This window comes from Saccharothrix variisporea (assembly GCF_003634995.1).
Classification (GTDB): domain Bacteria; phylum Actinomycetota; class Actinomycetes; order Mycobacteriales; family Pseudonocardiaceae; genus Actinosynnema; species Actinosynnema variisporeum.
In genome coordinates this window covers 8,167,519-8,191,524 of sequence record NZ_RBXR01000001.1, presented here as the reverse complement: position 1 = coordinate 8,191,524, position 24,006 = coordinate 8,167,519, and the positions used below count along the sequence as shown (strand labels likewise).

19 protein-coding genes are annotated in these 24,006 nt (G+C 71.0%); 13 read left to right on the top strand and 6 right to left on the bottom strand.

What is annotated here, in order from left to right; translation table 11 throughout:
* Positions 1-225 precede the first annotated feature (225 nt).
* From DFJ66_RS37445 to DFJ66_RS37435, 3 genes are all read right to left on the bottom strand, one after another.
* Positions 226-1,320, bottom strand: coding sequence for a LacI family DNA-binding transcriptional regulator (locus tag DFJ66_RS37445; protein ID WP_121228596.1), 1,095 nt, complete (start codon positions 1,318-1,320; stop codon positions 226-228).
* Between the two features lie 73 nt (positions 1,321-1,393).
* The gene (locus tag DFJ66_RS37440) at positions 1,394-4,219 is read right to left on the bottom strand and encodes a polysaccharide lyase family 8 super-sandwich domain-containing protein (RefSeq protein ID WP_121228594.1); all 2,826 of its coding nucleotides are present in this window, start codon (positions 4,217-4,219) and stop codon (positions 1,394-1,396) included.
* Positions 4,216-5,982, bottom strand: a complete 1,767-nt coding sequence (locus tag DFJ66_RS37435) for a DUF2264 domain-containing protein (RefSeq protein WP_121228592.1) — start codon at positions 5,980-5,982, stop codon at positions 4,216-4,218. Before DFJ66_RS37435 ends, DFJ66_RS37440 begins: the two co-directional genes overlap by 4 nt.
* A gap of 232 nt (positions 5,983-6,214) precedes the next feature.
* Between DFJ66_RS37435 and DFJ66_RS37430 the strand changes: the two genes are divergently transcribed.
* The 5 genes from DFJ66_RS37430 to DFJ66_RS37410 all read left to right on the top strand — a co-directional run bounded on the left by DFJ66_RS37430 (position 6,215) and on the right by DFJ66_RS37410 (position 12,525).
* The gene (locus tag DFJ66_RS37430; RefSeq protein WP_121228590.1) at positions 6,215-7,522 is read left to right on the top strand and encodes an ABC transporter substrate-binding protein; all 1,308 of its coding nucleotides are present in this window, start codon (positions 6,215-6,217) and stop codon (positions 7,520-7,522) included.
* 62 nt (positions 7,523-7,584) lie between these two features.
* Complete coding sequence (locus tag DFJ66_RS37425) at positions 7,585-8,475, top strand: carbohydrate ABC transporter permease (RefSeq protein WP_121228588.1); 891 nt, start codon at positions 7,585-7,587, stop codon at positions 8,473-8,475.
* Entirely contained in the window at positions 8,472-9,374 is a 903-nt protein-coding gene (locus DFJ66_RS37420; RefSeq protein WP_342776991.1) for a carbohydrate ABC transporter permease, read from the top strand. Before DFJ66_RS37425 ends, DFJ66_RS37420 begins: the two co-directional genes overlap by 4 nt.
* Before the next feature lie 8 nt (positions 9,375-9,382).
* Positions 9,383-10,396: a hydroxyacid dehydrogenase gene (locus tag DFJ66_RS37415; protein ID WP_211351440.1), complete on the top strand. Its 1,014-nt coding sequence runs from the start codon at positions 9,383-9,385 to the stop codon at positions 10,394-10,396.
* A 26-nt stretch (positions 10,397-10,422) separates the two neighbouring features.
* The gene (locus tag DFJ66_RS37410; protein WP_147459460.1) at positions 10,423-12,525 is read left to right on the top strand and encodes a right-handed parallel beta-helix repeat-containing protein; all 2,103 of its coding nucleotides are present in this window, start codon (positions 10,423-10,425) and stop codon (positions 12,523-12,525) included.
* Here DFJ66_RS37410 and DFJ66_RS37405 read toward each other — a convergent pair.
* Positions 12,518-13,324, bottom strand: a complete 807-nt coding sequence (locus DFJ66_RS37405) for an SDR family NAD(P)-dependent oxidoreductase (RefSeq protein ID WP_121228584.1) — start codon at positions 13,322-13,324, stop codon at positions 12,518-12,520. The two genes, DFJ66_RS37410 and DFJ66_RS37405, sit on opposite strands and share 8 nt — an antisense overlap.
* 126 nt (positions 13,325-13,450) lie before the next feature.
* Here DFJ66_RS37405 and DFJ66_RS37400 point away from each other — a divergent pair, with 126 nt between their 5' ends.
* The 3 genes from DFJ66_RS37400 to DFJ66_RS37390 are packed head-to-tail and all read left to right on the top strand — an operon-like array spanning position 13,451 to position 17,021.
* Positions 13,451-14,473, top strand: a complete 1,023-nt coding sequence (locus DFJ66_RS37400; RefSeq protein WP_246030072.1) for an ABC transporter permease — start codon at positions 13,451-13,453, stop codon at positions 14,471-14,473.
* Positions 14,474-14,505: 32 nt separating this feature from the next.
* Positions 14,506-15,546 carry a sugar ABC transporter substrate-binding protein gene (locus tag DFJ66_RS37395; RefSeq protein WP_121228582.1) on the top strand — a complete coding sequence of 347 codons (1,041 nt, stop codon included), beginning with the start codon at positions 14,506-14,508 and terminating at the stop codon, positions 15,544-15,546.
* Positions 15,546-17,021 (top strand): sugar ABC transporter ATP-binding protein, encoded by a 1,476-nt coding sequence (locus DFJ66_RS37390; protein ID WP_121228580.1) that lies wholly within the window; start codon positions 15,546-15,548, stop codon positions 17,019-17,021. Before DFJ66_RS37395 ends, DFJ66_RS37390 begins: the two co-directional genes overlap by 1 nt.
* On the opposite strand, the gene DFJ66_RS37385 is transcribed toward DFJ66_RS37390, so the two are convergent.
* Both DFJ66_RS37385 and DFJ66_RS37380 read right to left on the bottom strand, forming a co-directional pair.
* Positions 16,999-17,964 (bottom strand): glycoside hydrolase 5 family protein, encoded by a 966-nt coding sequence (locus tag DFJ66_RS37385; RefSeq protein ID WP_121228578.1) that lies wholly within the window; start codon positions 17,962-17,964, stop codon positions 16,999-17,001. The two genes, DFJ66_RS37390 and DFJ66_RS37385, sit on opposite strands and share 23 nt — an antisense overlap.
* On the bottom strand, positions 17,961-18,521 hold the full coding sequence (locus DFJ66_RS37380; RefSeq protein ID WP_121228576.1) for a PadR family transcriptional regulator: 561 nt from the start codon (positions 18,519-18,521) through the stop codon (positions 17,961-17,963). Before DFJ66_RS37380 ends, DFJ66_RS37385 begins: the two co-directional genes overlap by 4 nt.
* Positions 18,522-19,057: 536 nt before the next feature.
* On the opposite strand from DFJ66_RS37380, the gene DFJ66_RS37370 reads away from it, so the two are divergent.
* The 5 genes from DFJ66_RS37370 to DFJ66_RS45215 are packed head-to-tail and all read left to right on the top strand — an operon-like array spanning position 19,058 to position 23,936.
* Entirely contained in the window at positions 19,058-19,891 is an 834-nt protein-coding gene (locus DFJ66_RS37370) for a hypothetical protein (RefSeq protein ID WP_121228574.1), read from the top strand.
* Positions 19,888-20,832 (top strand): polysaccharide deacetylase family protein, encoded by a 945-nt coding sequence (locus tag DFJ66_RS37365; protein ID WP_121228572.1) that lies wholly within the window; start codon positions 19,888-19,890, stop codon positions 20,830-20,832. The genes DFJ66_RS37370 and DFJ66_RS37365 overlap by 4 nt, the downstream gene beginning before the upstream one ends.
* Entirely contained in the window at positions 20,829-22,025 is a 1,197-nt protein-coding gene (locus tag DFJ66_RS37360) for an O-antigen ligase family protein (RefSeq protein ID WP_121228570.1), read from the top strand. The genes DFJ66_RS37365 and DFJ66_RS37360 overlap by 4 nt, the downstream gene beginning before the upstream one ends.
* Complete coding sequence (locus DFJ66_RS37355; RefSeq protein ID WP_121228567.1) at positions 22,000-23,049, top strand: glycosyltransferase; 1,050 nt, start codon at positions 22,000-22,002, stop codon at positions 23,047-23,049. The genes DFJ66_RS37360 and DFJ66_RS37355 overlap by 26 nt, the downstream gene beginning before the upstream one ends.
* On the top strand, positions 23,046-23,936 hold the full coding sequence (locus DFJ66_RS45215; RefSeq protein ID WP_170199903.1) for a hypothetical protein: 891 nt from the start codon (positions 23,046-23,048) through the stop codon (positions 23,934-23,936). Before DFJ66_RS37355 ends, DFJ66_RS45215 begins: the two co-directional genes overlap by 4 nt.
* Positions 23,937-24,006 lie beyond the last annotated feature (70 nt).

Sequence of the window (24,006 nt, the reverse complement as noted above, 5' to 3'; positions counted from 1 at the left end):
CTCGCCGCTGGGCAGGCCCCCGGGGGTGGAAGGGCGTCGGTTTCTTCCCCCCGTACGGCCTGCCGGAGGCAACCACCCTTGGCCCGTTTCCGCAACCGGAAAAGCTGGTTGCGGAAACGGGCCAAGCGCGGTTGGGCTTCGCCCAGGCCGTACGGGGGGAAGAAACCGAGGCCCTTCCTGTGGCTGGTAGCCAACATGAAAAGCAGCGCGCGTGTGGCGGGGTGGTCAGGTGGCGTCGACTGGGGTTGGTCGGGGGGCTGCGGTCGAGGCGCGGACGACCACGTGCGGGAGCAGGTGGATGTGCAGTTCCGCCCGGTCCGAGCGGCCGCTGTGCAGCTTGCGCAGCAGGAACTCCACCGCCAGCCGGCCCACGTTCTCGCGGGGTGGGGCGACGGCGGTCAGCGGGATGTCGGCCAGGCCCGCGAACTCGTCGTCGTAGGCGATGACGGACAGGTCGTCCGGCACGACCAGGCCTCGCTGCCGCGCCCGTTGCAGCACCTGGATGGCGATGTTGTCCGGGTGGGCCAGCACCGCCGTGACGCCCGAGCGCTCGAACCCGTCCAGGATCTCGTCCAGGTGCTGCGCGATCTCCTCGTGGGTCCGGTGCTCGTGGCGCGGCATGTCGGTGGGCAGGCCCATCGCTTCCGCCGCCGCGTCGTAGCCCCGGCTGATCCAGCCGCTGGTGGGCGACTGGCACGTCACCAGCGCGATGTTGCGGTGCCCCAGCTCCACCAGGTGCCGCACCGCCTGGATGGCCCCGTGCTGGTGGTCGCTGGACACGTACTCCACCGGGTGCAGGTGGGCGGTGGGCTCGTGCGAGCGCTCGACGAACAGCACCGGGATGGGCAGCTCGGCGATCCAGTCCAGGGCCGGGGCCAGGCGGGAGAACGGTTCGCTCGGCGTGAGCAACAGGCCGTCCACCTTCGCTTCCAGCAACCGCTGCACGTGCGACCGGTCGTCGTCCAGGTTGTAGTCCGACACCGCGAGCACCAGCTTGATGTCCCGGGCCTGGGCCGCCCGCCGCGCGCCCTCCACGATCTCGCGGAAGTACTGGCTCGCGGCGGGGATCACCATGCCGATCGTCGGCCGGCGGCCCGCGACCCTCGGCACGGACGGCGTGACGAGGGTGTCGCGGATGGCGCTGGGCAGCACCGCGCCGCCGTGCACCCGGCTGACGTCCCCGCGCGCCTCCAGTTCCGCCAGGTCGCGGCGGACGGTGATGGCGGAGACGCCGAGCTGGGCGGCCAGGTCGGCGGCGCGGACGCTCCCGTCCCGGCGCACGGCCATGAGGATCGCGTGGTGCCTGCGGCTCGCGTCCATGTGCGCCTCCGACTGACCGACTCACTGATCGAACGACCAAACGATCGTTTTGGGATCATATCCGCAAAAGCGTTCAGGTGGTGAGTACTTCCAGGAACGGGCGGTTCGTCGAGTTCTCCCGGCTGTTGAGCACCACCGCCAGCGTGGAACCGCTCAACCCCAACGACACCGTGCGGTCGACGGAGAACCGGGACCGCACGAACGCCGTGACGTCCAACGGCACCCAGTCGGCGGCCGTGCTCACCCGACCGGTCGCGACTGTGGAGCCGAGGGCGGGCCGCGTGTCCCAGGTGACCGACTCCGACCACGCGGCCGTGACCCCGCTGGCGGACAGGGCCGTGTGGGTGCCATCGGCGTCCGAGACCTTGCCGTACACCCACAACACCGCACGCGTCGGCGCGGACGGCAACGTAGACAGGTCGAACTTCAGGAACGACTCGCGCGCGTACCCGGCGGCGGCCGACTTGACCACCAGGGTCGGGTCCGTGCCGTAGCTGGTGCCCGAGTAGGAGCCGTCCCGGACGTAGGCGTCGGCGGCCGGGGACACCGTGCGTGCGGTGCGGGGGGACAGGGTCGCGCCGGTGCCGAGGGTGACGGTGTGGCTGCGGCCCAGTGAGCCGCCGACCTCGACCAACAGGCGGGTGGTGCCGGACGTGCCCAGCACGGTCACGGTCGGGTCGCCCTGGGCGGTGGTGAAGCCGTTGTCGGTCAAGGTCACCAGCACCGTGGTGGCCTTGCGGGTCGGGTCGGCGACGGTCACCGTGACCTGGCCCGCGTTGCGACGCACCAGGACCGAGCAGGGGGCGTCGACCGTGATCGGGCCGCACGTGCCGGCGGCGAAGAAGTTGGCCGCGTGCGTGTTCGGTGCGGAGATCCCTTGCACATCGGCGGTGTTCTTCAGGACCACGGCGGTCGGGTTGGTCGCACGGGCTGCTGTGGTGGTGGCGGTCGCGCCCGGGAGCAGGATGTAGCTGTAGGTCGCGCCGGTCGGGTCGGTGCCGTGGTCGAACCACAGGGTCAGGTATCGGCGGGTGATGGCGTCCGCGGTGCCGCCCCGGTTGACGTCCCGCCAGGCACCGGTCCGCTCGGACCGCGCCGCGTCGACGGTCGCGCCGCCGGGGAACACGTACCCGCCGAAGCCGCCGATCGCCATCCACTTCGCCCCGGTGAACCGCTGCGACCAGCCCAGCGCTGTGGACTGCGCGGTGCCGTCCACCACCAGCGGGTGGGTGCCGGACGCGCCCAGGTTCCGGTTGTCGATCACGGAGTCCACGGCCGTGCCGTCGGTCGCGGTGATGCCCGCGCCCAGGCACACCACCTGGTCGTCCAGGCAGAACCACGACTTGCGGCCGGTCAGCGTGCTCTGCAGGCCCCGCACGTCCTGGCCCAGTGCCGCGTACGTCCCGTCGCTCGCGCCGCCGGCCCACGTGTTGGTCGGCCGGGTGGCGTTCCAGTCACCGCCGGCGCCATCGGCGAGGGCCTTGCGCGACACCGTCGTGCCGGGCAGCCGGTACGGGTCCACGGTCGGCCAGAACGCGTCGGAGTACTGGCCGTTGCCGTAGGTCTCGCCCCACCAGTAGGTCATACCGCTGCCGGTGTGCCAGCCGCGCAGGTTCTCGCCGTTGCCGACCTCATAGAACGTGGTGCGCGCGGACGACATGCTCACGGAGAACGTCCACTGCGGACGCCGGTGCACGGCCCGGTCCATCGCCGCGAACAGCTGGTGGCCGACCGGGTGCGCCAAGGCCGCCACGGACGAGTCCACGACCGCCTTGGCCCGCGCGAGTTCCGGCACGCCGACCGTGGTGTCGGCGAAGTACGGGCTGTACTTGCCGCGCTCGATCCACCCCTTGACCATGCCCCGCCACTGCGCCACCTCGGCCGCCGTGCCGAGACCGGAGGACGCCATGACCAGGATGCTGCCCATGATCGCGTGCCCGCGCGTGTGGTCGGTCTGGTCGCCCCGGCTGATCGCGCGCCCGGACACGCCGTCCATGACCAGGCCGTTCATGATCCACGGTGTGAAGGTGGTGGTCACGGCGTCCAGCACGAGCTGCCGGTTCGGGTCCACGACCTCCCACGTCGAGCCGGCCAGCAGCGTCAGCACCCGCCCGAGCCCGCCGAGCAGCACCGCGCCGTAACTGCCCGCGTACGGGACGTAGGTGTGCTGGATGAACGACCCGTCCGCGTACATGCCGTCGCCGGTCAGGACGTGCGGGAACACCGGGGACAGGGCGTCGCGCGCGGTGGTCAGCTTCGCGCTGGACGCACCGAGGACACCGCGCAGCGCCAGGACGTGGCACAGGTCCACCCGGTTCGCCCCGGTGCTGGTGCCGCTGTACTTGGCGACCAACGAGCTGGGTACGTAGTGGTCCACGGCGGCGAGGTGGTCGGCGAGCAGGGGTGCGTCGACCAGCACGCAGATGTCCAGCAGGCGCTGCGGGGTGCCGATCTGCCAGTCCCACCAGTTGCCGTAGGTGGCGCGACCGGCGGTGTAGGCGTTGTCCAGCAGCCACTTCAGGCCGGTGGTGATGCCGGAGAGCATGGTGGACGAGCCGGTGTGGCCGGTGCCGGGCTGGACGTACGCCAGGGCCATCGTGCGCAGGCGGGCGTGCGAGGTGGTGACGTTGGCCGAGACCGAGCCGATCGGCAGGTCCGGCCAGAGCGACGAGGTGGTGGGGTTCTGGGCCGCGAGGTACTCCCCCGCCTGCTGCCCGGTCCGTTGCAGGGCGGAGGCGAAGGGTTCGGCGGCCGGGTCGTAGCCGACGCCGGTCAGCAGGTCGCGCCAGCGGGCGCGCAGGGTCGTGTAGGCGTCTTCGGCGAAGGCCGGGATGCCGGACAGGGTCATGGCCGTGACGGCGGTGGTCGCGTACAGGAAGTGCCTGCGGGACAGGGTCATGCGTCACTCCTCACCACGGAGAGGTCGTCGAGGTCGACGGTGTGGGTGGTGCCGTCCTGCCACGTGATCCGCACGCCCCTGTCGGTGCGCTCGGCGGTGGCGGTAGGCGGGGCGGTCTCGCCGAGGGCGACCCGGCAGACGAACAGGTCACCGGTGCCGTGCAGGGCGGGCACGATGGCGGGTTTGCCGAACGCGGTGCCCTCGGGTGCGTCGAGAGCTTCAGCGGAGTCATAGCCGAGCAACCCGGACAACTCCGCCACCATCCCGCCCGCCGTCACCCGCACATCCAGCCCGCTGACGATCGCGGTAGAGGTGGAGGTGAGTGCCCAGCCGGTGGCGCGGACCGTTGATCCCGGCGGGGTGCGGTGGATGCGGACCTCGCTCGACCCGCGCACCACACTCACCGCGTCGACCACCACCCCGGCGGCGACGTGCCGGGACGCCGCCCAGTCCGGCCCGATGCCGGTCGGCTCCAGCGCCGGCCGCCCGCACCACTCCCCGTCCACCAGCACGGCGAAGGTGTTGTCGGCCGGCGCCACGGTCGGCCCGGTCCGCGACGAGTAGGCGATCCGGTCGTACAGCGGGTCGCCGGGGTGGTCGGTGCTGCCGTGGTTGACCAGCCGCGCGGTGCCGTCCCCGGGAGCCCGGTGCAGCAGGAACCCGGGCTCGGGCAGGGCCACCACCTCGACGTCATCGGTCAGCACCTCGGGAGACGTCCACGCCGGGTGATCAGGGGGCAGCACCAGCCCGAGGAACCCCTTGGCCGCCCAGTACGGCGACGCCGACCCCGAGTACGCCTGCAAGGTGGGCTCGTGCGGCCCGTACCAGCCGGCCGTCCACACCCCGTCCCGGATCGCGCCCCGCGTCACGAAGTGCTCCAGCGTGGCCGACGCGATCCGCCGCGTCTCCCCCGGAGAAACGGGCGAAACCCCCAGCAGCGTCCCCAGCCACAGCGGTGCCACCGACGCCACCCGGTAGGTCAGCGACCGTCCGAAGTGGATCATCCCGCCGGTGTGGTCGAAGAAGTGCACGTGGTCGCCCAGGAACGACACCAGCCGGGAGGCGTCGAACGCGTGCCCGAACAGGTAGGACCGCAGGCCCAGGTAGAAGTGCATGGCCCAGCCGTTGTAGTAGTCGAACGACCGGTTCGGGCCGTCCGAGTACCAGCCGCGCCCCACGTAGAACGACTCCACCCGCGCCAGCCCGCGCTCCCGCACCGGACCACCGTCGTCCACCCCCACGGACTCGAGGAAGTCCGCCACCAGCACGGAGAACAGCCACCAGTTGTTGTCCACCGGCTCGACCCGCACCCCAGCCGACAGCCACTCCACCACCCGCTGCCGCACCGACTCGTCGAGCCGGTCCCACAGCCACGGCCGGGTCAGCCGCAGCCCGATGACCAGCGACGCGGCCTCCACCAGCGGCTGTCCCCGGTCCACGATGAGCGGCCACGGCTCACGGGACGTGCCCGCGTCGAAACCCTCCGCATAGGAGGTCAACCACCCGCGCGGGTCCTCGCCACGAGCACCGGCCAGCCGGAACGCCGCCAGCAGGAAGCTGCGCGCGAACCCCTCCAGCCCGTCGCTCGCCGGGCCTGACCAGCTCGTCCGCCCCGGAGGTCGCAGGAACGCGCCGCCGGGCGACCGGAACCGCAGGACGCCGTCCACGAGGTGGTCGGCGACCGCTTCCCAGTGCGCCCGACCCCACCCGGTGTACGGGTTGAGCGGGCGTTCCGGCTCCGGCAGCGTCAGTGCTGGGTGCATTCGCGGGAACGTAGGCGGCGTCACACCGGCCGACAAGTCCGATCGGCCAATTCGGTCACATCCGAACACCGATCAGCCCCCACCACCGGGTGGTGATCACTCACAACAGCGTGAACTGCTGAAACGCTGCGTGACGATCGCTTGTGTTCGCTTGATCGGTCTCACCTTGACTTGCTCTGTGAACGGCACGAAAACTTGCCGCCACTGCGAGACGAACCCCCTGGAGCGTGAGATGCGGCACAAGATTCGAACCAGACTGGGCGCGATCGGGGCACTGGCCGCCCTGGGTCTGGTGGCGGCCTGCGGAGGCGGTGGCGCGTCGGGGGGCGCCACCCAGAGCAGCGGTCCGACCGAGATCACCTTCTGGACGTGGACCAAGGGTTCCGCCGAGGTGGTCGACGCGTTCAACGCGCTGCACACCGACGTGACCGTCAAGTTCGAGCAGATCCCGTCGGGCGCGGCGGGCGGCTACACCAAGATCACCAACGCCATCAAGGCGGGCAACGCGCCGGACGTGGTCAACGTCGAGTACCCGGTGCTGCCGGACTACGTCAGCCAGGGCAGCCTGGCCGACCTCACGCCGCACGTGGGCGAGCTGAAGTCCAAGTTCCCCGACCAGATCCGCGCCCTGACCGAGCTGGGCGGCAAGACGTGGGCGGTGCCGCTGGACGCCTCCCCGATGGTCCTGTACTACCGCAACGACTTCTTCGACGCCAACGGCATCACCCCGCCGAAGACCTGGGACGACTACAAGGCCGCGGCGGCGAAGGTCAAGCAGGCCGACCCGAAGGCGCGCATCGGCACGTTCTTCCCCGACGACCCCGGCCACTTCGCGTCGCTGGCCTGGCAGGCGGGCGGCAAGTGGTTCGGCACCACCGGCGACTCGTGGAACGTCTCCATCGACGACCCGAAGTCCAAGCAGGTCGCCGAGTACTGGCAGGGCCTGGTCTCCGACGACCTGGTGCGCGTGCAGTCCGCGTTCTCGCAGGAGTGGAACGCCAGCGTCAAGGCCGGTGAGACGGTCGCCTACGTCGGCGCGTCGTGGGGCGCGGGCAGCGCGCTGCGGGCCAACCAGCCCGACCAGGCCGGGAAGTGGGCCGTGGCCCCGATCCCGAACTGGGGGACGCCGGCCAGCGGCATGTACGGCGGCAGCACGTTCGCGGTGACCAAGGACAGCAAGAAGGTCGAGGCCGCGGTGAAGTTCATCAGCTGGATGACCACCAACGAGCAGGCGATCACCACCCGCATCGGCATCGCCAAGTCGACCATGTACCCGGCGGCGGCGGACATGGTGCCGGTGGCGGCGAAGAGCTTCGACAACAGCTTCTTCGGCGGCCAGGACGCCTACAGCGTCTACAAGGACGCGGCCGGCACGATCAAGAGCGGCTGGACGTGGGGTCCGAGCATGTTCGCCACGAACGGGACGCTCAAGGACAACTTCGGCACCGTCACCAGCGGCGGCACGCTGACCGACGCCCTGGGCAAGGCGCAGCAGTCCACTGTGGACGAGTTGAAGAAGCGCGGCCTGAACGTCTCCTGACCACCGCCGTGCGCCCCGGCCTCGCGCAGGCCGGGGCGCACCCCTCCCCGAGCGAGTAGGCGATGTCCGTCCAGAAGTCCCACCGCGGCGCCGCGACGCTGCTGATGGCCCCGTTCTTCGCCCTGTTCCTGGGCACCCTGGTGGTGCCGATCGGGTACGCGGCCTACCTCAGCCTGTTCACCGAGCGGTCCTCCGGGCTCGGCTTCGGCGGCACCGAGACGCTGTTCACCGGGCTGGGCAACTACCTGCACGCGCTGGGCGACCCGGCCTTCCGCGCCGGCTTCGGCGTCATCGCCGGGTACGTACTGGGCTACATCCCGGTGATGGTCGGCGGCGCGCTGGTGCTGGCGCTGCTGCTGGACTCGACCCTGGCCCGTGCCAAGCGGTTCTTCCAGCTCACGCTGTACCTGCCGCACGCGGTGCCCGGCATCATCGCCGCGATCATCTGGCTCTACCTCTACACCCCGGGCCTGTCCCCCGTCGTCGCCGCGCTGCGCGAAGGCGGGCTGACCTGGAACTTCCTGTCCAGCGACCACGCCCTGAGCTCGGTCATCAACATCTCGCTGTGGGAGTGGGTCGGCTACAACGTGGTCATCTTCTACGCGGCCCTGCAAGCCATCCCGCGCGAGGTCGTCGAGGCCGCTTCGGTCGACGGGGCCGGCGAGTTGCGCACGGCGTTGAGCATCAAGCTGCCGATGATCCGGGCCGCGGTCGTGATGACCGTGCTGTTCACCGTCATCGGGGCGCTCCAGCTGTTCACCGAGCCGATGATCCTCAACGGCGCCAACCCCGCGGTCAACACGACTTGGACTCCCAACATGTACGCCTACGACGCCGCTTTCCGGCGCGGTGACTACGGGGTGGCCGCCGCCTCCTCGATCCTGCTGGCCCTGGTGGCGGCGCTGCTGTCGTTCGTCGTGACACGCATCGGCAACCGCAAGGGGGCGGCGTGACCGCGACCATGACCAAGCCTCCCGTGACCCGACCGGCCCCGGCCGCTTCCCGTGCGCCGCGCCGCAAGCCCATGTGGGCGTCCAAGATCGCCGTCAACACCGCGTTGGTGCTGGCCACCGCCTACACCGTGCTGCCGCTGACGTGGCTGCTGGTGGCCTCGACCAAGAGCCTGGGCGACCTGTCCGGCAACGCGTTCACGCTCACCGAGTTCCACTTCTTCGAGAACCTGGGCGACCTGGCGTCGGCGGACGGCGGCGTGTACCTGCGCTGGTACCTCAACAGCCTGCTCTACGCCGTGGGCGGCGCCGGGTTGGGCGCGTTCTGCTCGGTGGCGTGCGGGTACGCGTTCGACAAGTTCTCCTTCAAGGGCAAGGAGAAGTTGTTCGGCGTGGTGCTGCTGGGTGTTCTGGTGCCGACGACCGCGCTGGCGCTGCCGCTGTACCTGCTGGCGTCCGAGCTGGGCGTGGTGAACACGTTCTGGGCGGTGTTCGTGCCGGTCCTGGTGAACCCGTTCGGTGTGTACCTGGCGCGGATCTTCAGCGCGAGCTACGTGCCCGGCGAGGTGCTCGAGGCCGCGCGGGTGGACGGCGCGGGCGAGCTGACCACGTTCTGGTCGATCTCGCTGAAGATGCTCATGCCCGGGTTCGTGACGATCTTCCTGTTCCAGTTCACCGGGATCTGGAACAACTTCTTCCTCCCCCTGGTCATGCTGTCCGACCGCGAGCTCTACCCGCTGAGCCTCGGCCTGTACTCGTGGCACACCGTCGTGACGGCCGAACCGGAGTACTACCCGCTGACCATCACCGGCGCGCTGCTGGCCGTCGTGCCGGTCGTGATCGCCTTCCTGTCCCTGCAACGCCACTGGAAAGCCGGGATGACCTCCGGCGCCGTGAAGTAGGAGAGCACGTGACACACGTTCGTCCCCGGACGCTGGTGGCCATGCACCGCCACGTGGCGCGGTGGCTGCTGGACGAGGACGCCCGCGCGCGCCTGGTCTCCGTCGCCGACACCGATCCCGACTTCGTCGTGGAGGACTTCACCACTCTGGAGGCCCGTGCGGCGCTGGCGGAGGTCGAGGTGCTGTTCACCGGCTGGGGCTGCCCGCCGGTCGACGAGCAGGTGCTGCGCGACGCGCCTTTCCTGAAGGCCGTCGTGCACGCGGCCGGGTCGGTGAAGCACCACGTCACCGACGCGTGCTGGCGGGCCGGGATCGCGGTGTCCTCGGCGGCGGCGGCCAACGCGCTGCCGGTCGCCGAGTACACCCTCGCCGCGATCCTGATGAGCAACAAGCGGGTGCCCGCGATCGCCACCCGCTACCGGGAGGCGCGCGAGCAGCAGGACTGGCAGGCGCAGTTCCCGTGGCTGGGCAACTACCGGCGTCGGGTGGGGCTGGTCGGCGCGTCCAAGATCGGTCGCCGGGTGGTGGAGCTGCTGCGGCCGTTCGACCTGGACGTGGTGGTGGCCGACCCGTACCTGACCGCGGCCGAGGCGGCGTCCCTGGGAGTGACGCTGGTCGGCCTGGACGACCTGGTCCGCACCTCGCACGTGGTGAGCCTGCACGCCCCCGAACTGCCCGAGACCCGGCACCTGATGGACGCCCGGCGGCTGGCCCTGATGCCGACCGGCGCGACCCTGATCAACACCTCGCGCGGATCCCTGGTGGACACCGCCGCCCTGGTGCGGGAGCTGGTGTCCGAACGGCTGCACGCCGTGCTGGACGTGACCGACCCGGACGTGCTGCCCGCCGACTCGCCCCTGTTCACCGCGCCGAACCTGGTGCTGACCCCGCACATCGCCGGCTCGCTGGGCAACGAGCTGAGCCGGATGACCCACCAGGCCCTCGACGAGCTCGACCGGCTCGGCCGCGGCCTGCCCCTGTCCCACCGGGTCCTCCCGGAGGTGCTCGACCGTTCCGCGTGACCGCTTTGGCATGACAGGAGACCAACGTGAGTTCTCGTCTGCGCCGCGCCCTGCAAACCGGTCTGACCTCGATAGTCGTGGCGGGAGCGGCGGTCGCCGTCGCCCCCGCCGCGTCGGCCGCCAACGCCTACTACGTCGACTGCTCTTCCACCGGCACGCCCTTGGGCACGCAGACCGCGCCGTTCAACGCGCTGTCGCAGGTGAACGCGCGGACGTTCGGTGCGGGCGACTCGGTGCTGTTCAAGCGGGGGACGACGTGCAACGGGCAGTTCGTGGCCTCCGGTTCGGGCGCGGCGGGCTCGCCGGTGGTTCTGGGTGCGTACGGCAGCGGCGGGCGGCCGGTGTTGGACGGTCAGGGTGCGGTGGGGGAAACCGTGCTGCTCAAGGACGTCAGCCACTGGACGGTCCAGGACATCCGGGTCACCAACCCCGGTACCACTGGTGAGCGTGCGGGCGTGCGGGTGCGCAGCACGACCACGGCGGCCAAGGCCGGGATCACGCTGACCGGCCTGGAGGTCGACAACGTGGCCGGGTGGAGCAACAAGACCGGCACGAACGCGGCGTGGTTCAAGGGTTCGGCGGGCATTTCGGTGCTCAGTGACGCTACCGCGGGCGCGATCGCCGGACTGCACATCACCGACAACTACGTCCACGACACCGGCGGTGGCGGTATCAAGATCACCATCAAGCCGGCGCAGTACCACACCGACGTCTACATCGCGCGCAACCAGATCATCAGCGTCGGCGGCGACGGGATCGTGGTGCACGGCTCGGACTCGCCGTTGATCGAGCACAACCGGGCCGACAACCTGGGCGGTGGCGCGTACCCGTTCCTGGGCGGGAACTTCGCCGGGATGTGGCCGATCAACTCGAAGGACCCGGTGTTCCAGTTCAACGAGGTGACCCGGAGCTACCCGTCGATCTACGACTCGACGGCGTGGGACTGCGATGGTGCCATCGTCGGAACGTGCACGTACCAGTACAACTTCTCCAGCAACAACGCGGGCGGGTTCTTCCTCGGGTGCCAGCACTGCACGGAGTACCCGAACTACAAGGCCAAGCAGGTCATCCGGTACAACGTGTCGCAAGACGATTGCCGGATCGCGGCCGATGGCGACAAGTATTCGGCTTCGGTGTACTACAACAACACCTTCTACTGCATGGCACGGCCGTTCGACGTCAAGGTGCCCACTGCCTCGGTGGCAACGACGTTGTTCGCCAACAACATCTTCGTCTCGCAGCACGGGTCGTTGCCGGTCGGGACCGGTGTTTCGTACCAGTCGAACCTGTACTGGGGCGGGTTCACCGCGCCTTCCGGCGACCCTGGTGCCGTCACGTCCGACCCGAGGTTGAACTACGCGGGCGGGAGTGCGACCGGCTTCAACAGCGTGGACGGGTACAAGCTGACCACCGGGTCCCCTGCCCTCGGTGCCGGCAGTGTGGTCGCGGAGGCGGGTGCGCGTGACTACTTCGGCGCGGCTGTTCCGCGGGCGGATGGCAAGGTGAACATCGGTGCGGACAACTCTTCGGGCGTTGCCGCGAAGGTGTACGGGTCGCTGAGGGAGGCGTTCAACAACGTCGGCATCAGCAACGACCTGAACCCGAAGGCCGGTGGGATCTCGAAGAGCGGCCGCAGCTTCTCCGGTCAGGCCTTGGAGGCGGCGGGCATCAAGTACCCGAGTGCCGTGGTAGGTGGCGTGACCTTCAACTGGCCGCAGCGGTACTACGGCTTCCCGGACAACGTGAAGGCCGCCGGGCAGAGGATCGCCGTGTCGGGGTCGGGGACGAAGCTGGCCTTCCTGGGCGCATCGACGTTCGGTACGCAGACGGGGACGGGCACGGTCACCTACACCGACGGTTCTACCGCCGCGTTCACGTTGTCGTTCGGCGACTTCTGGGCTTCGACGGCGATCGCGGGCAACACCCAGGCCGCGTTCATGACCTACCACAACAAGCCACCGACTACGTACAACCTGGCTTCCACTGGGCGCGATGAGCAGGACGTGCGCCTGTGGTTCACATCCGTACCGCTCGACCCGGCCAAGACCGTGGCCTCGGTGACCCTGCCCGACGTGGGCGGTCCCCTGGCCACGGCCGGCATCCACGTGTTCGCGATGGAGGTCAGCTGATCAGCGAACCGCCGTTGGGGCTGAGGGTCTGGCCGGTCAGGTACGTCCCGTCCGGCCCGACCAGGAAGGCCACCGTCGAGGCGATCTCGGCGGGCAGCCCGAAGCGTCCCAACGCGATCTGCCGCTCGAGGTCCCTGCGCAGCACGGGAGCGATGACGTCCCCCAGAGGCGTTTCGACATAACCCGGAGCCACGCAGTTGACCCGGATGCCGAGCGGCGCGACATCGCGGGCCACGGCCTTGGTCAAGCCCTCGATACCGCCCTTCGCGGCCGAGTAGTGCGGCAGGTGGGCACACCCAGCCAACCCGCACACCGAAGAGATGTTCACGATCGACGCGCCGCGCTGCATGTACCGCAGCGCGGCGCGCGTGCAATAGAAAGTCCCGTCCAAGTGCACACCGAGCATCCGGTGCCAAGCCTCGTCGCTGATGTTCACGGTCGCGTCGAGCACGGTGGTGACGTCTCCGGCGGCAGCCTCCTCCACCTGTGACGTCAACCGGGCGAAGGCCTCGTCGGCCTCCTCCCCACCCCTGATGCCCGCGTTGTTGACCAGGATGTCCAGCCGCCCGTACGTCTCCACGACACTGCGCACGGCCTCGTTCACCTGGTCGGAGTCGGCGACGTTCGCGACCACCGCCATGCCCTGCGTCAGCAGCCCGGCGGTGATCTCCGCGCCGGTCGAGTCGACGTCCAGGACCGCGACCCGTGCGCCCTCCGCGTCCAGGCGGCGTGCGACCGCCTCGCCGATGCCCGACCCCGCGCCGGTCACCAGCGCGACCATGCCCTTGATGTTGCCCATGTCCGCAGACGGTAGGCGGCTCCCGCCGCCCGCCTGTGGCCCCGGACACAGCCGGTGCGCCGGCAGTCAACCGGTGTTCGCCTCCGGGCAAACGGTCCACCCGGCCCGGAAAGCACCCTGGTGGCCGTGATCGGGCGGACGGAGGCGGGCATGACCGAGGTCGATCGACGGGTGGTGCCGACCCGCACCAGGGTGTGGCGGGCGGAGTCGAGCAGCGTGCTGGTGGCCACCGTCGTGCTGGTGCTGCTGATCGGCGTGCTGCGGCCCGCGTTCCTGACCTTCGGGCAGCTCAAGGACGTGCTCAACGGCTCGGTGTACGTGGCGCTGCTCGCCGCCGGGATGGCGTTCCTGCTGGCCATGCGCGAGATCGACCTCTCGGTGGGCGCGATGTTCGGGTTGTCGCTGATCAGCACGGCGCTGCTCATGCGTGACGGCTTCGACCCGTGGCTGTCGTGCCTGGCCGGGATCGCGCTCGGTGCGCTGCTGGGACTGGCGAACGCGTTGGTGGTGCGGCACATCGCGATCCCGGCCTTCGTCGCCACGCTGGCCACCATGCAGCTGTACCGGGGCCTGGCGGTGGCGTTGGGTGATGGGCAGCAGGTGACCGGGTTGCCGTTGGAGCACTCGTTCTTCTCGGTGCTGGGCGGGGACTTCCTCGGGCTGCCGGTCAGCGTGTGGATCCTGGTCGTGGTCACGGCCGGGCTGACGGTGGTGCTGCGGTGGACGCCGTTCGGGTACCGGGTGCGGTCGATCGGGTCGAACCCGGACGCCGCCGCGTTCTCCGGCATCTCCATCCCCCGCACCCGCCTGTACGTGCTCGTGCTGGTCGGGGCGGTCGCGGGGCTGGCGGGCGTGCTGGGGCTGGCGTTCTTCACCTCCGGCGACCCGAACATCGGCGTCGGGTTCGAGCTGCAGGCGATCGCGGCGGCGGTGATCGGCGGCACCCCCTTGCGGGGTGGGGTGGCCACGGTGGTGGGTGCGGTGTTCGGCGCGGTCCTGCTGGGCGTGGTGTCCAGCGGGCTCGTGTACTTCAGCATCCCCGCGAACTGGAGTTCCTTCGCCACCGGACTGGTCGTCCTGCTGGCGGTCGGGGTGGACAGCGCGTTGCGCCGCAGGCAGCGGGCACGCGAATCAATGCTCGGGCTCTGATGAGGGCTCGACGAGGAGATGAGGTCTACCAGATGCGTGCCCCTCGGTACGTCGCGGCGCTGACCGCGGTCGGTCTGCTGGCCGGTTGCGGCGCCGCGTCCTCGCCCAACGCGCCGCTGAAGATGGCGTTCGTGTACGCCACCTCGACGCAGAACCCGTTCCAGGAGATGGCGTTCGGCGCGAAAGCCGCCGCGGCCGACGCCGGCAACGTCGACCTGGCGTTGAGCGCGCCGTCCGGAGTGGACGGTCCGCAGGAGGTGTCGTTGTTCCAGTCGGCGATCCGCAACTCCAAGGACGGCGTCGCCCTGGAAACCCTGACGCCCGACCTGTTCGTGCGGCCGTTGAACCAGGCGGCGGACCTGGGCGTGCCCGTGGTCGCGGTGGACACCGTGCCGCCCGCGGGCACCAAGGTCGACCTCTACATCGGCAACAGCAACACCGAGCTCGGCAAGGCGCTGGGCGAGGAGTTCGTCAAGCAGGTGCCGGAGAACGCGACCGGCGAGGTGGTGCTGGGCAACGCGATCCCCGGCCTGACCCTGCTCCAGCAGCGCCTGGACGGCATGAAGTCGGTCATCACGGCCAAGCGGCCGGGTCTCCGGGTCCTCGGCCCGTTCGACTCCGGCTCCGAGCCCACCTCCAACTTCACCAAGTGGAACGACCTGGTCAAGGCCCACCCGGACGCGATCGCCTACCTCGGCGTCGGCGCGCAGGACGCGGTGTCGCTGGCACTGATCCAGAAGAACACCGGCCGCAAGTTCCTCGCCGGTTCGTGCGATCCGGACGCCGCCGCGCTGCAAGCCGTCAAGGACGGGTACGTGTTCGCGCTGGCGTCGCCGGAGCACTGGCTCAAGGGTTACGTGGCACTGCGCCTGCTCGCCGACCACAAGCGCGGCAAGCCGTTGCCCAAGGGCTGGTGGAACACCGGTTCGCTGGTCGTCAACCCGGCCAACATCGACAAGATCATGGAACGCCAGAAGGACGAGGACAGCCGCAGGGCCGCCTTCAAGGCCGAGACGGAGAAGCAGCTCGCCGCCCCCGACACCTACCTGCGACCGCTCGCGGAGGCCAACTGATGCACGCGCTGACCGCTCGCGGGATCACCAAGTCCTACGGTGGCGTGACGGCACTGGCCGGCGCGGACCTGACCCTGCGGCCCGGCTCGGTGCACGCCCTGCTGGGCGAGAACGGCGCGGGCAAGTCCACGCTGATCAAGGTGATCACCGGGGCGGTCGCACCGGACTCGGGCACCCTGCGCCTGGCGGACACCGAGGTGGCGTTCGCCAGCACCGCGCAGGCGGCCACACACGGGGTGGCGGTGGTGTCGCAGGAGCTGAACCTGTTCCCGGACCTGGACGTGCTGGCGAACCTGTTCCCGATGCGGGAGCCCATTCGTCGGGGACTGCTCGACCGGCGGGAGATGCTCGCGCGGGCCGTCCCCGTGCTGAAGCAACTGGGTCTGGACGTGGACCCGCGTGCCCGGCTGGGATCGTTGTCGTTGGCGCAACGGCAGTTGGTCGAGATCGCCAAGGCGCTGGTCGTGGAGCCGAAGGTGCTGATCCTGGACGAGCCGACGTCCGCGCTGGACACCGACAGCTCCGAGCGGCTGCTGTGCATCCTGCGGGTGTTGCGGGACCGGCAGGTGGCCGTGGTGTTCGTGTCGCACATCCTCGAGGAGGTGATGAACCTGTGCGACGAGATCACCGTGTTGCGCGAGGGTCGGACGGTGTTGGACGCCCAGCCGCGCTCCTCTCTGGACATCGGTGACATCGTGCACGCGATGTTGGGCCAGGACTTGCCCACGGCGTCCCGCGGTGCCGCTCGCCGGGTCGGTCCCCGGCTGGAGCTGCGCGGGGTGAGCGTGCCGGACCGGCTGTCGGACGTGACGCTGACCTGCTCCGGGGGCGAGATCGTCGGGTTGGCCGGGCTGGCGGGCTCCGGGCACACCGCCGTGCTGGAGGTCGTCGCCGGTCTGCGGCGGCCGGTGTCCGGGTCGGTGGAGCTGCCCGGCGGCGGGACGCCGTCGTCGTTCCGTGCCGCCATCGCCGCCGGGGTGGCCTTGGTGTCCGGTGACCGGCGTCGGATCGGCCTCATGCTGGACAAGCCGGTGTGGGAGAACATCGCCCAGGTCCACCCGGTGGCGATGGCCGGTGGCCGTTTGCTGCACCCTGGTCCGCTGCGTTCGACGGCTACTTCGCTGGCCGAACGAGTGGGCATGCGCCCACTCGACGTCGAGATGCGCGCTGGCCTGCTGTCCGGCGGGAACCAGCAGAAGGTCGTGCTGGCGAAGTGGCTGGCCGCCGACCCGTCCGTGCTGCTGCTCGACGACCCGACCCGGGGCGTGGACCTGGGTGCCCGCGCCGAGGTCCACGCCCTGCTGCGAGCCGTCGCCGACGCCGGCAGGGTCGTGGTGCTGTGCTCGACTGACTTGGACGAGCTGGTGGCCGCGTGCGACCGGGTGGTCGTGTTCCACAAGGGGAAGGTGTGCGCGGAGTTGACCGACTTCGACCAGCACACCATCTTGCGGACTATGAACACCGGGTCGCTATGACGTCCTTGTAGGTCGCGAACGCAGGCTTGGGCTCGTAGGTGTCCGTGACCAGGCCGAGCGTCCCGACCGCCTCACTCGATCCGCTGTCGGCGTCGCGCAGGCTGAACAGTTCGCAGTGGGTGATGTCGAGCCGATCGGCGTTGGCGAGGATCGTGTTCAGCATGGTCGCCAACGAGGCAGCCTGGGCCTCTTCCGTCCGCGGTCGCCCGCTCGGACTGCCGTTCTCCGCGATGTGGATGGGGACGTGCAGGCCGACTTCGGTGCACCGGCGGCGGAGGTGGGTCAGGGCGTGCTCGGTCAGCGGGGCGACGGCTTCGGGCGGGACCGGGGAGAACGCGTCCGGGTACAGCCCGAGGCCGACGTAGTCGACGTGTGCCGCGAGGTCTTGGTGTCGGGCGAGGTGCTCCCAGAAGGCGTCGTCACCGCCGAGCCACTCGGCTGGTTCGGCCACCGAGAACCCGACTTCGGTGGTGGTGATGCCGCGCTCGGCAAGTGCTCTCTTCGCGTGCGGGAGCCCCGCGGTGAGGGCGTCGAGCACGCCCGGCGAGCTGCCGTCGATCAGCGGGATGGGGAAGTTCGGCTCCAATGTGACCTGGAGGTAGCGGGCGAGGTGCCCGTACCGGTCGATGACCGTGTCGAGGAACTCCAGCCACCCTTCGACGTCCTCTTCGGCCGGGAGGTAGCTGACCACGAGATCGAGCTCGTGATCGCCGGTGACGTACCAGTCGTCCGGCATGGTGAGCTGCTCGAACTCCCGCCCAGCCCCCAACGCCTCGACCTCCGCACGCTCTTCCCCTCCCCGACCGAAGAAGTGCACGTACTCACGGATGACGAACGGCTGCCCTTGCGCCAGTTCCGTCACCAGCCGGTCGATGGCGCGCGGGTCGGCGGGATGCGAACACACCACACCGGCCCGGCCGCCCGGGTAGATGCCGAACTTCACCGGTCGCCTCCGGTCCAGTCGAGGTCACCGGATCGCATGCGCTGGGCCAGGGTGGTGAGCCAGCCCAGTTCGGCGGTGACGATGGTCCGCCAGTAGGCGACTTCCAACATGTGGACCTCCGCCACCCCTTCGGGCCGGGGATCCAGCTCCCCCAACTGCTCGTCCAGCCTCTCGACCCTCGCATCCACGATGGACAGGGCCTCCTCAACCGGGAGGATGCCCACATAGGCGACGGCCAGGGCGAAGTCCGGCGAGGCCACCCGAGCGTTTCGCAACCCGCCCACCACTTTCCCCTTCATGTCCTCCACCCCCGCCCCGGTCACCTCGTAAACCGTCCGAAGTGGGCGCTTGCCCACTCGCTCCGACCGCTCAGCCGCCACGAGCCCATTGCGCTCCAGAGCTTTGAGGAGGGAGGTGACCGTGCTGCGAGTCGGGCTCAACGCCGGGCCATAGCGGTCACGAAGGCGGGCGGTGAGGTCGTAGGCGTGGGCGGGTTGTTCGACCAGGAGGCCGAGGAGGGGAAGGACGAGCGGGTTTCGGGAGGCGTCCAGCGGCACGCGCCCACCATATAGACGAATACGTCTAACTTCAACCCCGCTGCACCCTTACCGCCCCCACCTGACCCTGCCCCCACCTGACCCTGCCCCGCCGCTGCCGCCGCTGCACCCTTGCCGCCCCCACCTGGCCCTGGCCCTGGCCCTGCCCCTGCCGCTGTCGCCGCCGCACCGCCTTATCCATCGCACCGGCCTCGCCCCCGGCTGCACCGTGCAACGCAGCGCCCGCACTCGCACCGGCCGCGGACCCGACCCAGCTCTCCACCGCCACACCGCGCCCGACGCCGGCCCGGCCAGCGCCGGCCGGTGCCTGGGTGGCCAGCGTCCGGGTCGCCGTTGTCCGGACGGCGAGAGTTGTCACCCGGTACTGCACGGTGGTGGACGGTTGTTGGTGGGGTGCGCCGGGGGCGATTACAGCGGGGTGAGCGGTAGCGCGTGGGGCTTCACTCGATCGTGGTGGCGGGATATCGCTCGATCGGGCAAGGGAAATCGACGCCGTACGCTGCCGCGGTCGTAACCCATTCGCAGGGAGTTGTTGCGTGCCCGGATACCTCGCACTCGCGGCGGCCACGGCGATGTACGCGCTGGGCATCGTGGCCCAGACCGTCGCCGCGCGGCGCACCCGGCCCGGCCGCGGGTTCGGCTTGCTCGCCCGGCTCGCGGGCGACCGCCTCTACCTGCTGGGCTTCGCGGGCCAGGTCGGTGGGTTCGTGCTGGCGTTCTTCGCGCGCGCCGAACTGCCGCTCTACCTGGTGCAGGCCGGGTCGTCGTGCGCGGTCGGCGTGGCGACCGTGTTCGGGGTGTTGGCGCTGGGGTGGAAGGTCCGCGCGGTCGAGGTCGTCGTGTTGGTGGTGATGGCGGTCGGGCTGGTGTTGTTGGCCGGGGCGTCTGCGCCGTCGCGGGCGGACGACATCCCGGTGGAAAGCGGCTTCCTGTGGTTGGGGGTGCCGTTGGTGGTGACGTTCGTGGTGTCGCGGCGGGCGAAGGCCGTGTTGCCGATCGCGGTTGCGGCAGGGGTCGGGTACGCGATCGTCGCCATCGCGAGTCGGTCGCTGGCCGACGAACCGGTGCTATCCCTCCCCTACTACCCGTTGGTGTGGTTGATGGTCGCCGCCGCACTGGTCGGCCAGGCGTGCATGGCCGCCGCGCTGCAAAGGGGCTCGGCCACGTCGACGGTCGCCACCATGGACTCGGTGACGGTCGTGCTGACCTCCGTGGTGGGCATCGCCGCGCTGGGTGACCGGATCGCACCCGGCCGCGAGTGGTGGGTGGCGGCGGGTGTCGCGCTGGTGGTCGCCGGTGTGCTGGCCCTCGGCTACGCGTCCCGGCCGGTGGCGGTCCCGGCGCAGGAACCGGCGAAGGAACCGGCGTGACGGTCGCCAGCGTCTCCCTCGACCTCGACAACCTCTGGGCCTACCTCAAGACCCACGGCGACCCGGCGTGGGAACGCAGGCCGAGCTTCCTCCGCGTCGCCACACCCCGGTTGCTGGAGGTGTTCGGGGAACACGGGCTGACCACGACGGTGTTCGTGGTCGGCGCGGACGCGGTGCGCGACGACGGGGCGCAGGCGGTCGCCGACATCACCGCCGCCGGGCACGAGGTGGCCAACCACTCCTTCGGCCACGAGCCCTGGCTGCACCGGTACTCGCGAGTGGAGCTGGAAGCGGAGGTCGCGCGGACCGAGGACGCCATCGTCGCCGCCGGCGCGCCGCGCCCGGTCGGGTTCCGCGGCCCGGGATACAGCGTGACGCCGGACCTGCTCGACGTGCTGGCCGCGCGCGGCTACCGCTACGACGCCAGCACCCTGCCCACGTGGATCGGACCGCTGGCCCGCTTCTACCACAACCGATCTGCACCCTCCACGGAGGAAAGTGACGAGCTGTTCGGCGGGTTCGGGAAGGTCCGTGCGCCGAACCGGCCTTACCGTTGGCACAACGGAGTTGTCGAGCTGCCGGTGACGACCATGCCGTTGCTCCGGGTGCCCATCCACGGCTCGTACTTGTTGCAGCTGCACCAAGTCTCGCCGAGTCTGGCACGCGGGTACTTCCGGGCGGCGCTGCGGTTGTGCCGGTCGACCGGTGTCGGGCCGTCGTTGCTGTTGCACCCCACCGACGTGCTCGGCGCGACCGAAGCGCCGGGGATGGAGTTCTTCCCCGGCATGGCGGTGCCGGCGGTGCGCAAGGTCGAGCTGCTGGGCTGGGTGCTCGGGGTGCTGCGGCGGCACTTCGAGGTCGTCGGGACCGGGGCGCACGTCGCCGCGCTGGGCGCGGAGCTGCCGGTGCGGGACGTCGGACGGCTGGAACGGTCGGGATGACGGTGCCGTTCCGCCTTGGGCTGCTGCGGGTCCTGGCGTGCGCGACCGTGGCGCTGGCCCCGCTGGAGGGCTACCTGCTGGAGGTCCACGGGCACCTGGCCAAGGTCGCGCCCGCGTTGCTGGCCGTCACGTGGGCCGTCGCGCGGGTGCGACAGCGGCGGTTCGTCACGCCCCACCCGCTGCACGGGGTGCTCGCGGCGTTCGCGGTGGTGTTGCTGGCATCCACCGCCGTGCACGCGGGTGGGCACTATGCGGTCGACTACCTGCAACGGTGGCTGCCGTTCCTGGTGTTGACGGTGATCCTCGTGGACGTCGCCGCGCGGGAAGTCCCGGTGCGGGCGTTGCTGGGCGCGGCCGTCGCCGGGGCGGTGGTGGCGGCGGTCGGGGCGTTGTTCAGCCTGTTCGCACGGGGTGAGGCGCGGGCGAGCGGGCCGTTGGAGGACCCGAACGACCTGGCGTACTTCCTGGTCGCCGCGTTGCCGCTGGTGGTGGCGTTCAGGCCGGGGCGCAAGCGGCACGCGGTCGCGATGGCGCTGGTGGCGCTGGTGTTGGCGGCCGGGGCGGCGGCGACGTTCTCGCGCGGCGGGGCGTTGGCGTTGACGGCGGCGGCCGTGTGGTTGGTGGTGCGGCGGGTGGTGCCGGTCAAGCTGGTGCTGGGCGGGGTCGTGGCACTGGTGGTGGTCGCGGGCGGCGCGCTGGTGGTCGCCGGACCGGCGTTGGACCGCGCCCTGCAGGAGAAGACGTTCATCGCCGGGACCAATGTGGACACCCGCGGGCTGCGGTGGCAGGCCGCCGCGCGCATGGTGTCCGCGCACCCGGCGCTGGGGGTGGGTCCGGGCGGGTTCCGGGACCACTACGCCGCGTTCTCGCGCAATGCCGAGGTCGACGAGCAGACCCCGGTGGCGCACAACATGTACCTGGAGGTCGCGGCCGAGCTGGGGGTGGCGGGGTTCGGGTTGTTCGCCGGGCTGCTGGCGGTGGCGGCGGTGTCGTCCGAACGCGTGCTGCGCTCCGGCGGGCGGGGCGCTCGACGGGAGATGGCGGCCGTGCAGGCGTCGCTGATCGCCGTGGTCGTCGCGTCGACGTTCCTGTCCCAGCAGTACTACCTGCCGCTGTGGTCGCTGGTCGCGGTGGTCGCCGCGGCCGATCTGCGTGTGAGGAGAGCCGATGCGTGTGCTGCACGTGATCGCTGAGATGGGCACGGGCGGTGCCGAGGCGCTCGTCGCCGGCATGGCCCGGGCGGGGGCCGAGTTCGGGTGGCACAGCGCCGTGGCCAGCGGTGGCGGGCATCGCGCGGACGTGCTGCGCGGGCAGGGGGTGCCGACGTTCCCGGTGCCCGTGGCGCGGCGGCGGCCCGTGGGCGTGCTGCGGGCGACGGCGGCGACCCGGCAGGCGGTGCGCGGGTTCGAGCCGGAGGTGGTGCTGGCGCACAACGTGTCCGCGAGCATGGTGGCGCGGCTGGCGTTGGTGCCGAAGAAAGTTCCGCTGGTGACCGTGTTCCACGGTGTTGCCGATCGCGATTACGCCGGTGCGGCGAAGATCCTGCGGCGGACGTCCGGTGCGGTGGTGACCGTGGCGGAGGCGACGGCGTCGCGGCTGCGGGCGAACGGGCTGGACCCGGTGGTCATCCCGAACGCGGTGTTCCCGCAGGAGCCGCGGGTGGACCGGGCGACCGTGCGGGCGGCGCTGGGCGTGGGCGAGGACGTGCCGGTCGCGTTGTGCCTGGCCCGGATGGAACCGCAGAAGCGGCACGACGTGCTGCTGGACGCGTGGTCGCGGATCGAGGGCGCGGAGCTGTGGCTGGCCGGTGACGGGTCGCTGCGGCCGGCGTTGGAGCGGCGCGGCGTGCGCGGGGTGCGGTTCCTGGGCAACCGGCCGGACGCGGCGGACCTGCTGGCGGCGTGCGACGTGACCGTGCTGACCAGCGACTGGGAGGGCATGCCGGTCGCGGTGCTGGAGTCGTTGGCGGCCGGGCGGCCGGTGGTGGCCACCGACGTGGACGGCGTGGGCGAGGCGTTGGCCGGCGGCGGCGGGCTGGTCGTGCCACCCCGCGACCCGGCGGCGACGGCGGAGGCGTTGGGGTCGCTGCTGTTCGACGCCGCGCGGCGGGCGGAGGTCGGAGCGGCGGGGCGCGCGGCGGTGACCCGTGCGCACGACCCGCGGGTGTTGATGCGGTCCTACGACGAGTTGTTGCGGAGCTGGGGAGGTCGGCGGTGAAGGCGCGACTGGTCGCTGGGCTGAGGTCGGCGTGGGTGCGGCTGACGGGTTGGCTGAGGTCGGCTCGGGTGCGGCTGATCGGTGCGAGCGCTCTCGCCGCGCTGCTGGTGGGGGCGGTGGTCGTGGTGGCGACGCTGTTCGCCGGTGAGGAGTACCAGGCGCGGGTGAGCGTGCTGGCGGGTCCGGTGGGACCGCAGTACGGCGAGGTGGTGGCGTTGTCGCTGCCCGCGCTGGTGGAGGTGGCGCGGAGCCCTTCCGTGGTGGCGAAGGCGGGGACGGCGGCGGAACGGGTGTCGGTCGAGTTGGTGCCCGCGTCGGGGTTGGCGCGGTTGTCGGTGCGGGCACCTTCGGCCGGGCAGGCGTCCACCGAGGTGACGGCGGTCGCGGCGGCCGTGGTCGAGGCGGACCTGTTGGCGCCGGCGGGACGGTTGCGGGTGTTGGACGGGCCGACGGTGACGCGGGTGGCGCCGGACTGGCCGTTGACCCTGGGACTGGCGCTGGCGGCGGCGGTCGCGGCGGGGGTGGCCGTGGCGGCGGTGCGGCACTTGCGGGGGACGCGGGCCGCGGACGGGGTGCGGGCGGCGCTGGCGTCGGCGGGGGTGCGGCACCCGGTGGCGGTCGTGCCGGGGGACGACCCCGGGCTGGTCGAGCGGTTGACGGTGTTGGGGGTGGCAGCTCGGCGGCCGGTGCGGGTGGTGGCGGTCGTGCCGGGGGTGGCCGCGTGGGCCGAGGAGTTGGCGGAGGCGTTGCCGGACAAGGCCGCCGAGCCCGGGGACGGGGTGGCGCTGGTCGCCGTGGTGCCTCGGGAGGGGGCGCGGGCGGAGCTGGCGAGTGTCGTGGGGGCGCGACCGGCGGACACGACGGTGGTGGCGGTGGTGCTGGCGTGAGCGGCGACGGGCGTGGCCTCCGGCCCCCGGTTCCAGTGTCCCACGGGGGACCGACAGGTTCAGGGCTGGA

Excerpts from the sequence above, each read along its gene's own strand:
- DFJ66_RS37390 (WP_121228580.1), top strand. The coding sequence starts at position 15,546 with ATGCACGCGCTGACCGCTCGCGGGATCACCAAGTCCTACGGTGGCGTG.
- DFJ66_RS37435 (WP_121228592.1), bottom strand. The coding sequence starts at position 5,982 with ATGCACCCAGCACTGACGCTGCCGGAGCCGGAACGCCCGCTCAACCCG.
- DFJ66_RS37440 (WP_121228594.1), bottom strand. The coding sequence starts at position 4,219 with ATGACCCTGTCCCGCAGGCACTTCCTGTACGCGACCACCGCCGTCACG.
- DFJ66_RS37355 (WP_121228567.1), top strand. The coding sequence starts at position 22,000 with ATGCGTGTGCTGCACGTGATCGCTGAGATGGGCACGGGCGGTGCCGAG.
- DFJ66_RS37445 (WP_121228596.1), bottom strand. The coding sequence starts at position 1,320 with ATGGACGCGAGCCGCAGGCACCACGCGATCCTCATGGCCGTGCGCCGG.
- DFJ66_RS37425 (WP_121228588.1), top strand. The coding sequence starts at position 7,585 with ATGTCCGTCCAGAAGTCCCACCGCGGCGCCGCGACGCTGCTGATGGCC.
- DFJ66_RS37405 (WP_121228584.1), bottom strand. The coding sequence starts at position 13,324 with ATGGGCAACATCAAGGGCATGGTCGCGCTGGTGACCGGCGCGGGGTCG.
- DFJ66_RS37430 (WP_121228590.1), top strand. The coding sequence starts at position 6,215 with ATGCGGCACAAGATTCGAACCAGACTGGGCGCGATCGGGGCACTGGCC.
- DFJ66_RS37395 (WP_121228582.1), top strand. The coding sequence starts at position 14,506 with ATGCGTGCCCCTCGGTACGTCGCGGCGCTGACCGCGGTCGGTCTGCTG.
- DFJ66_RS37360 (WP_121228570.1), top strand. The coding sequence starts at position 20,829 with ATGACGGTGCCGTTCCGCCTTGGGCTGCTGCGGGTCCTGGCGTGCGCG.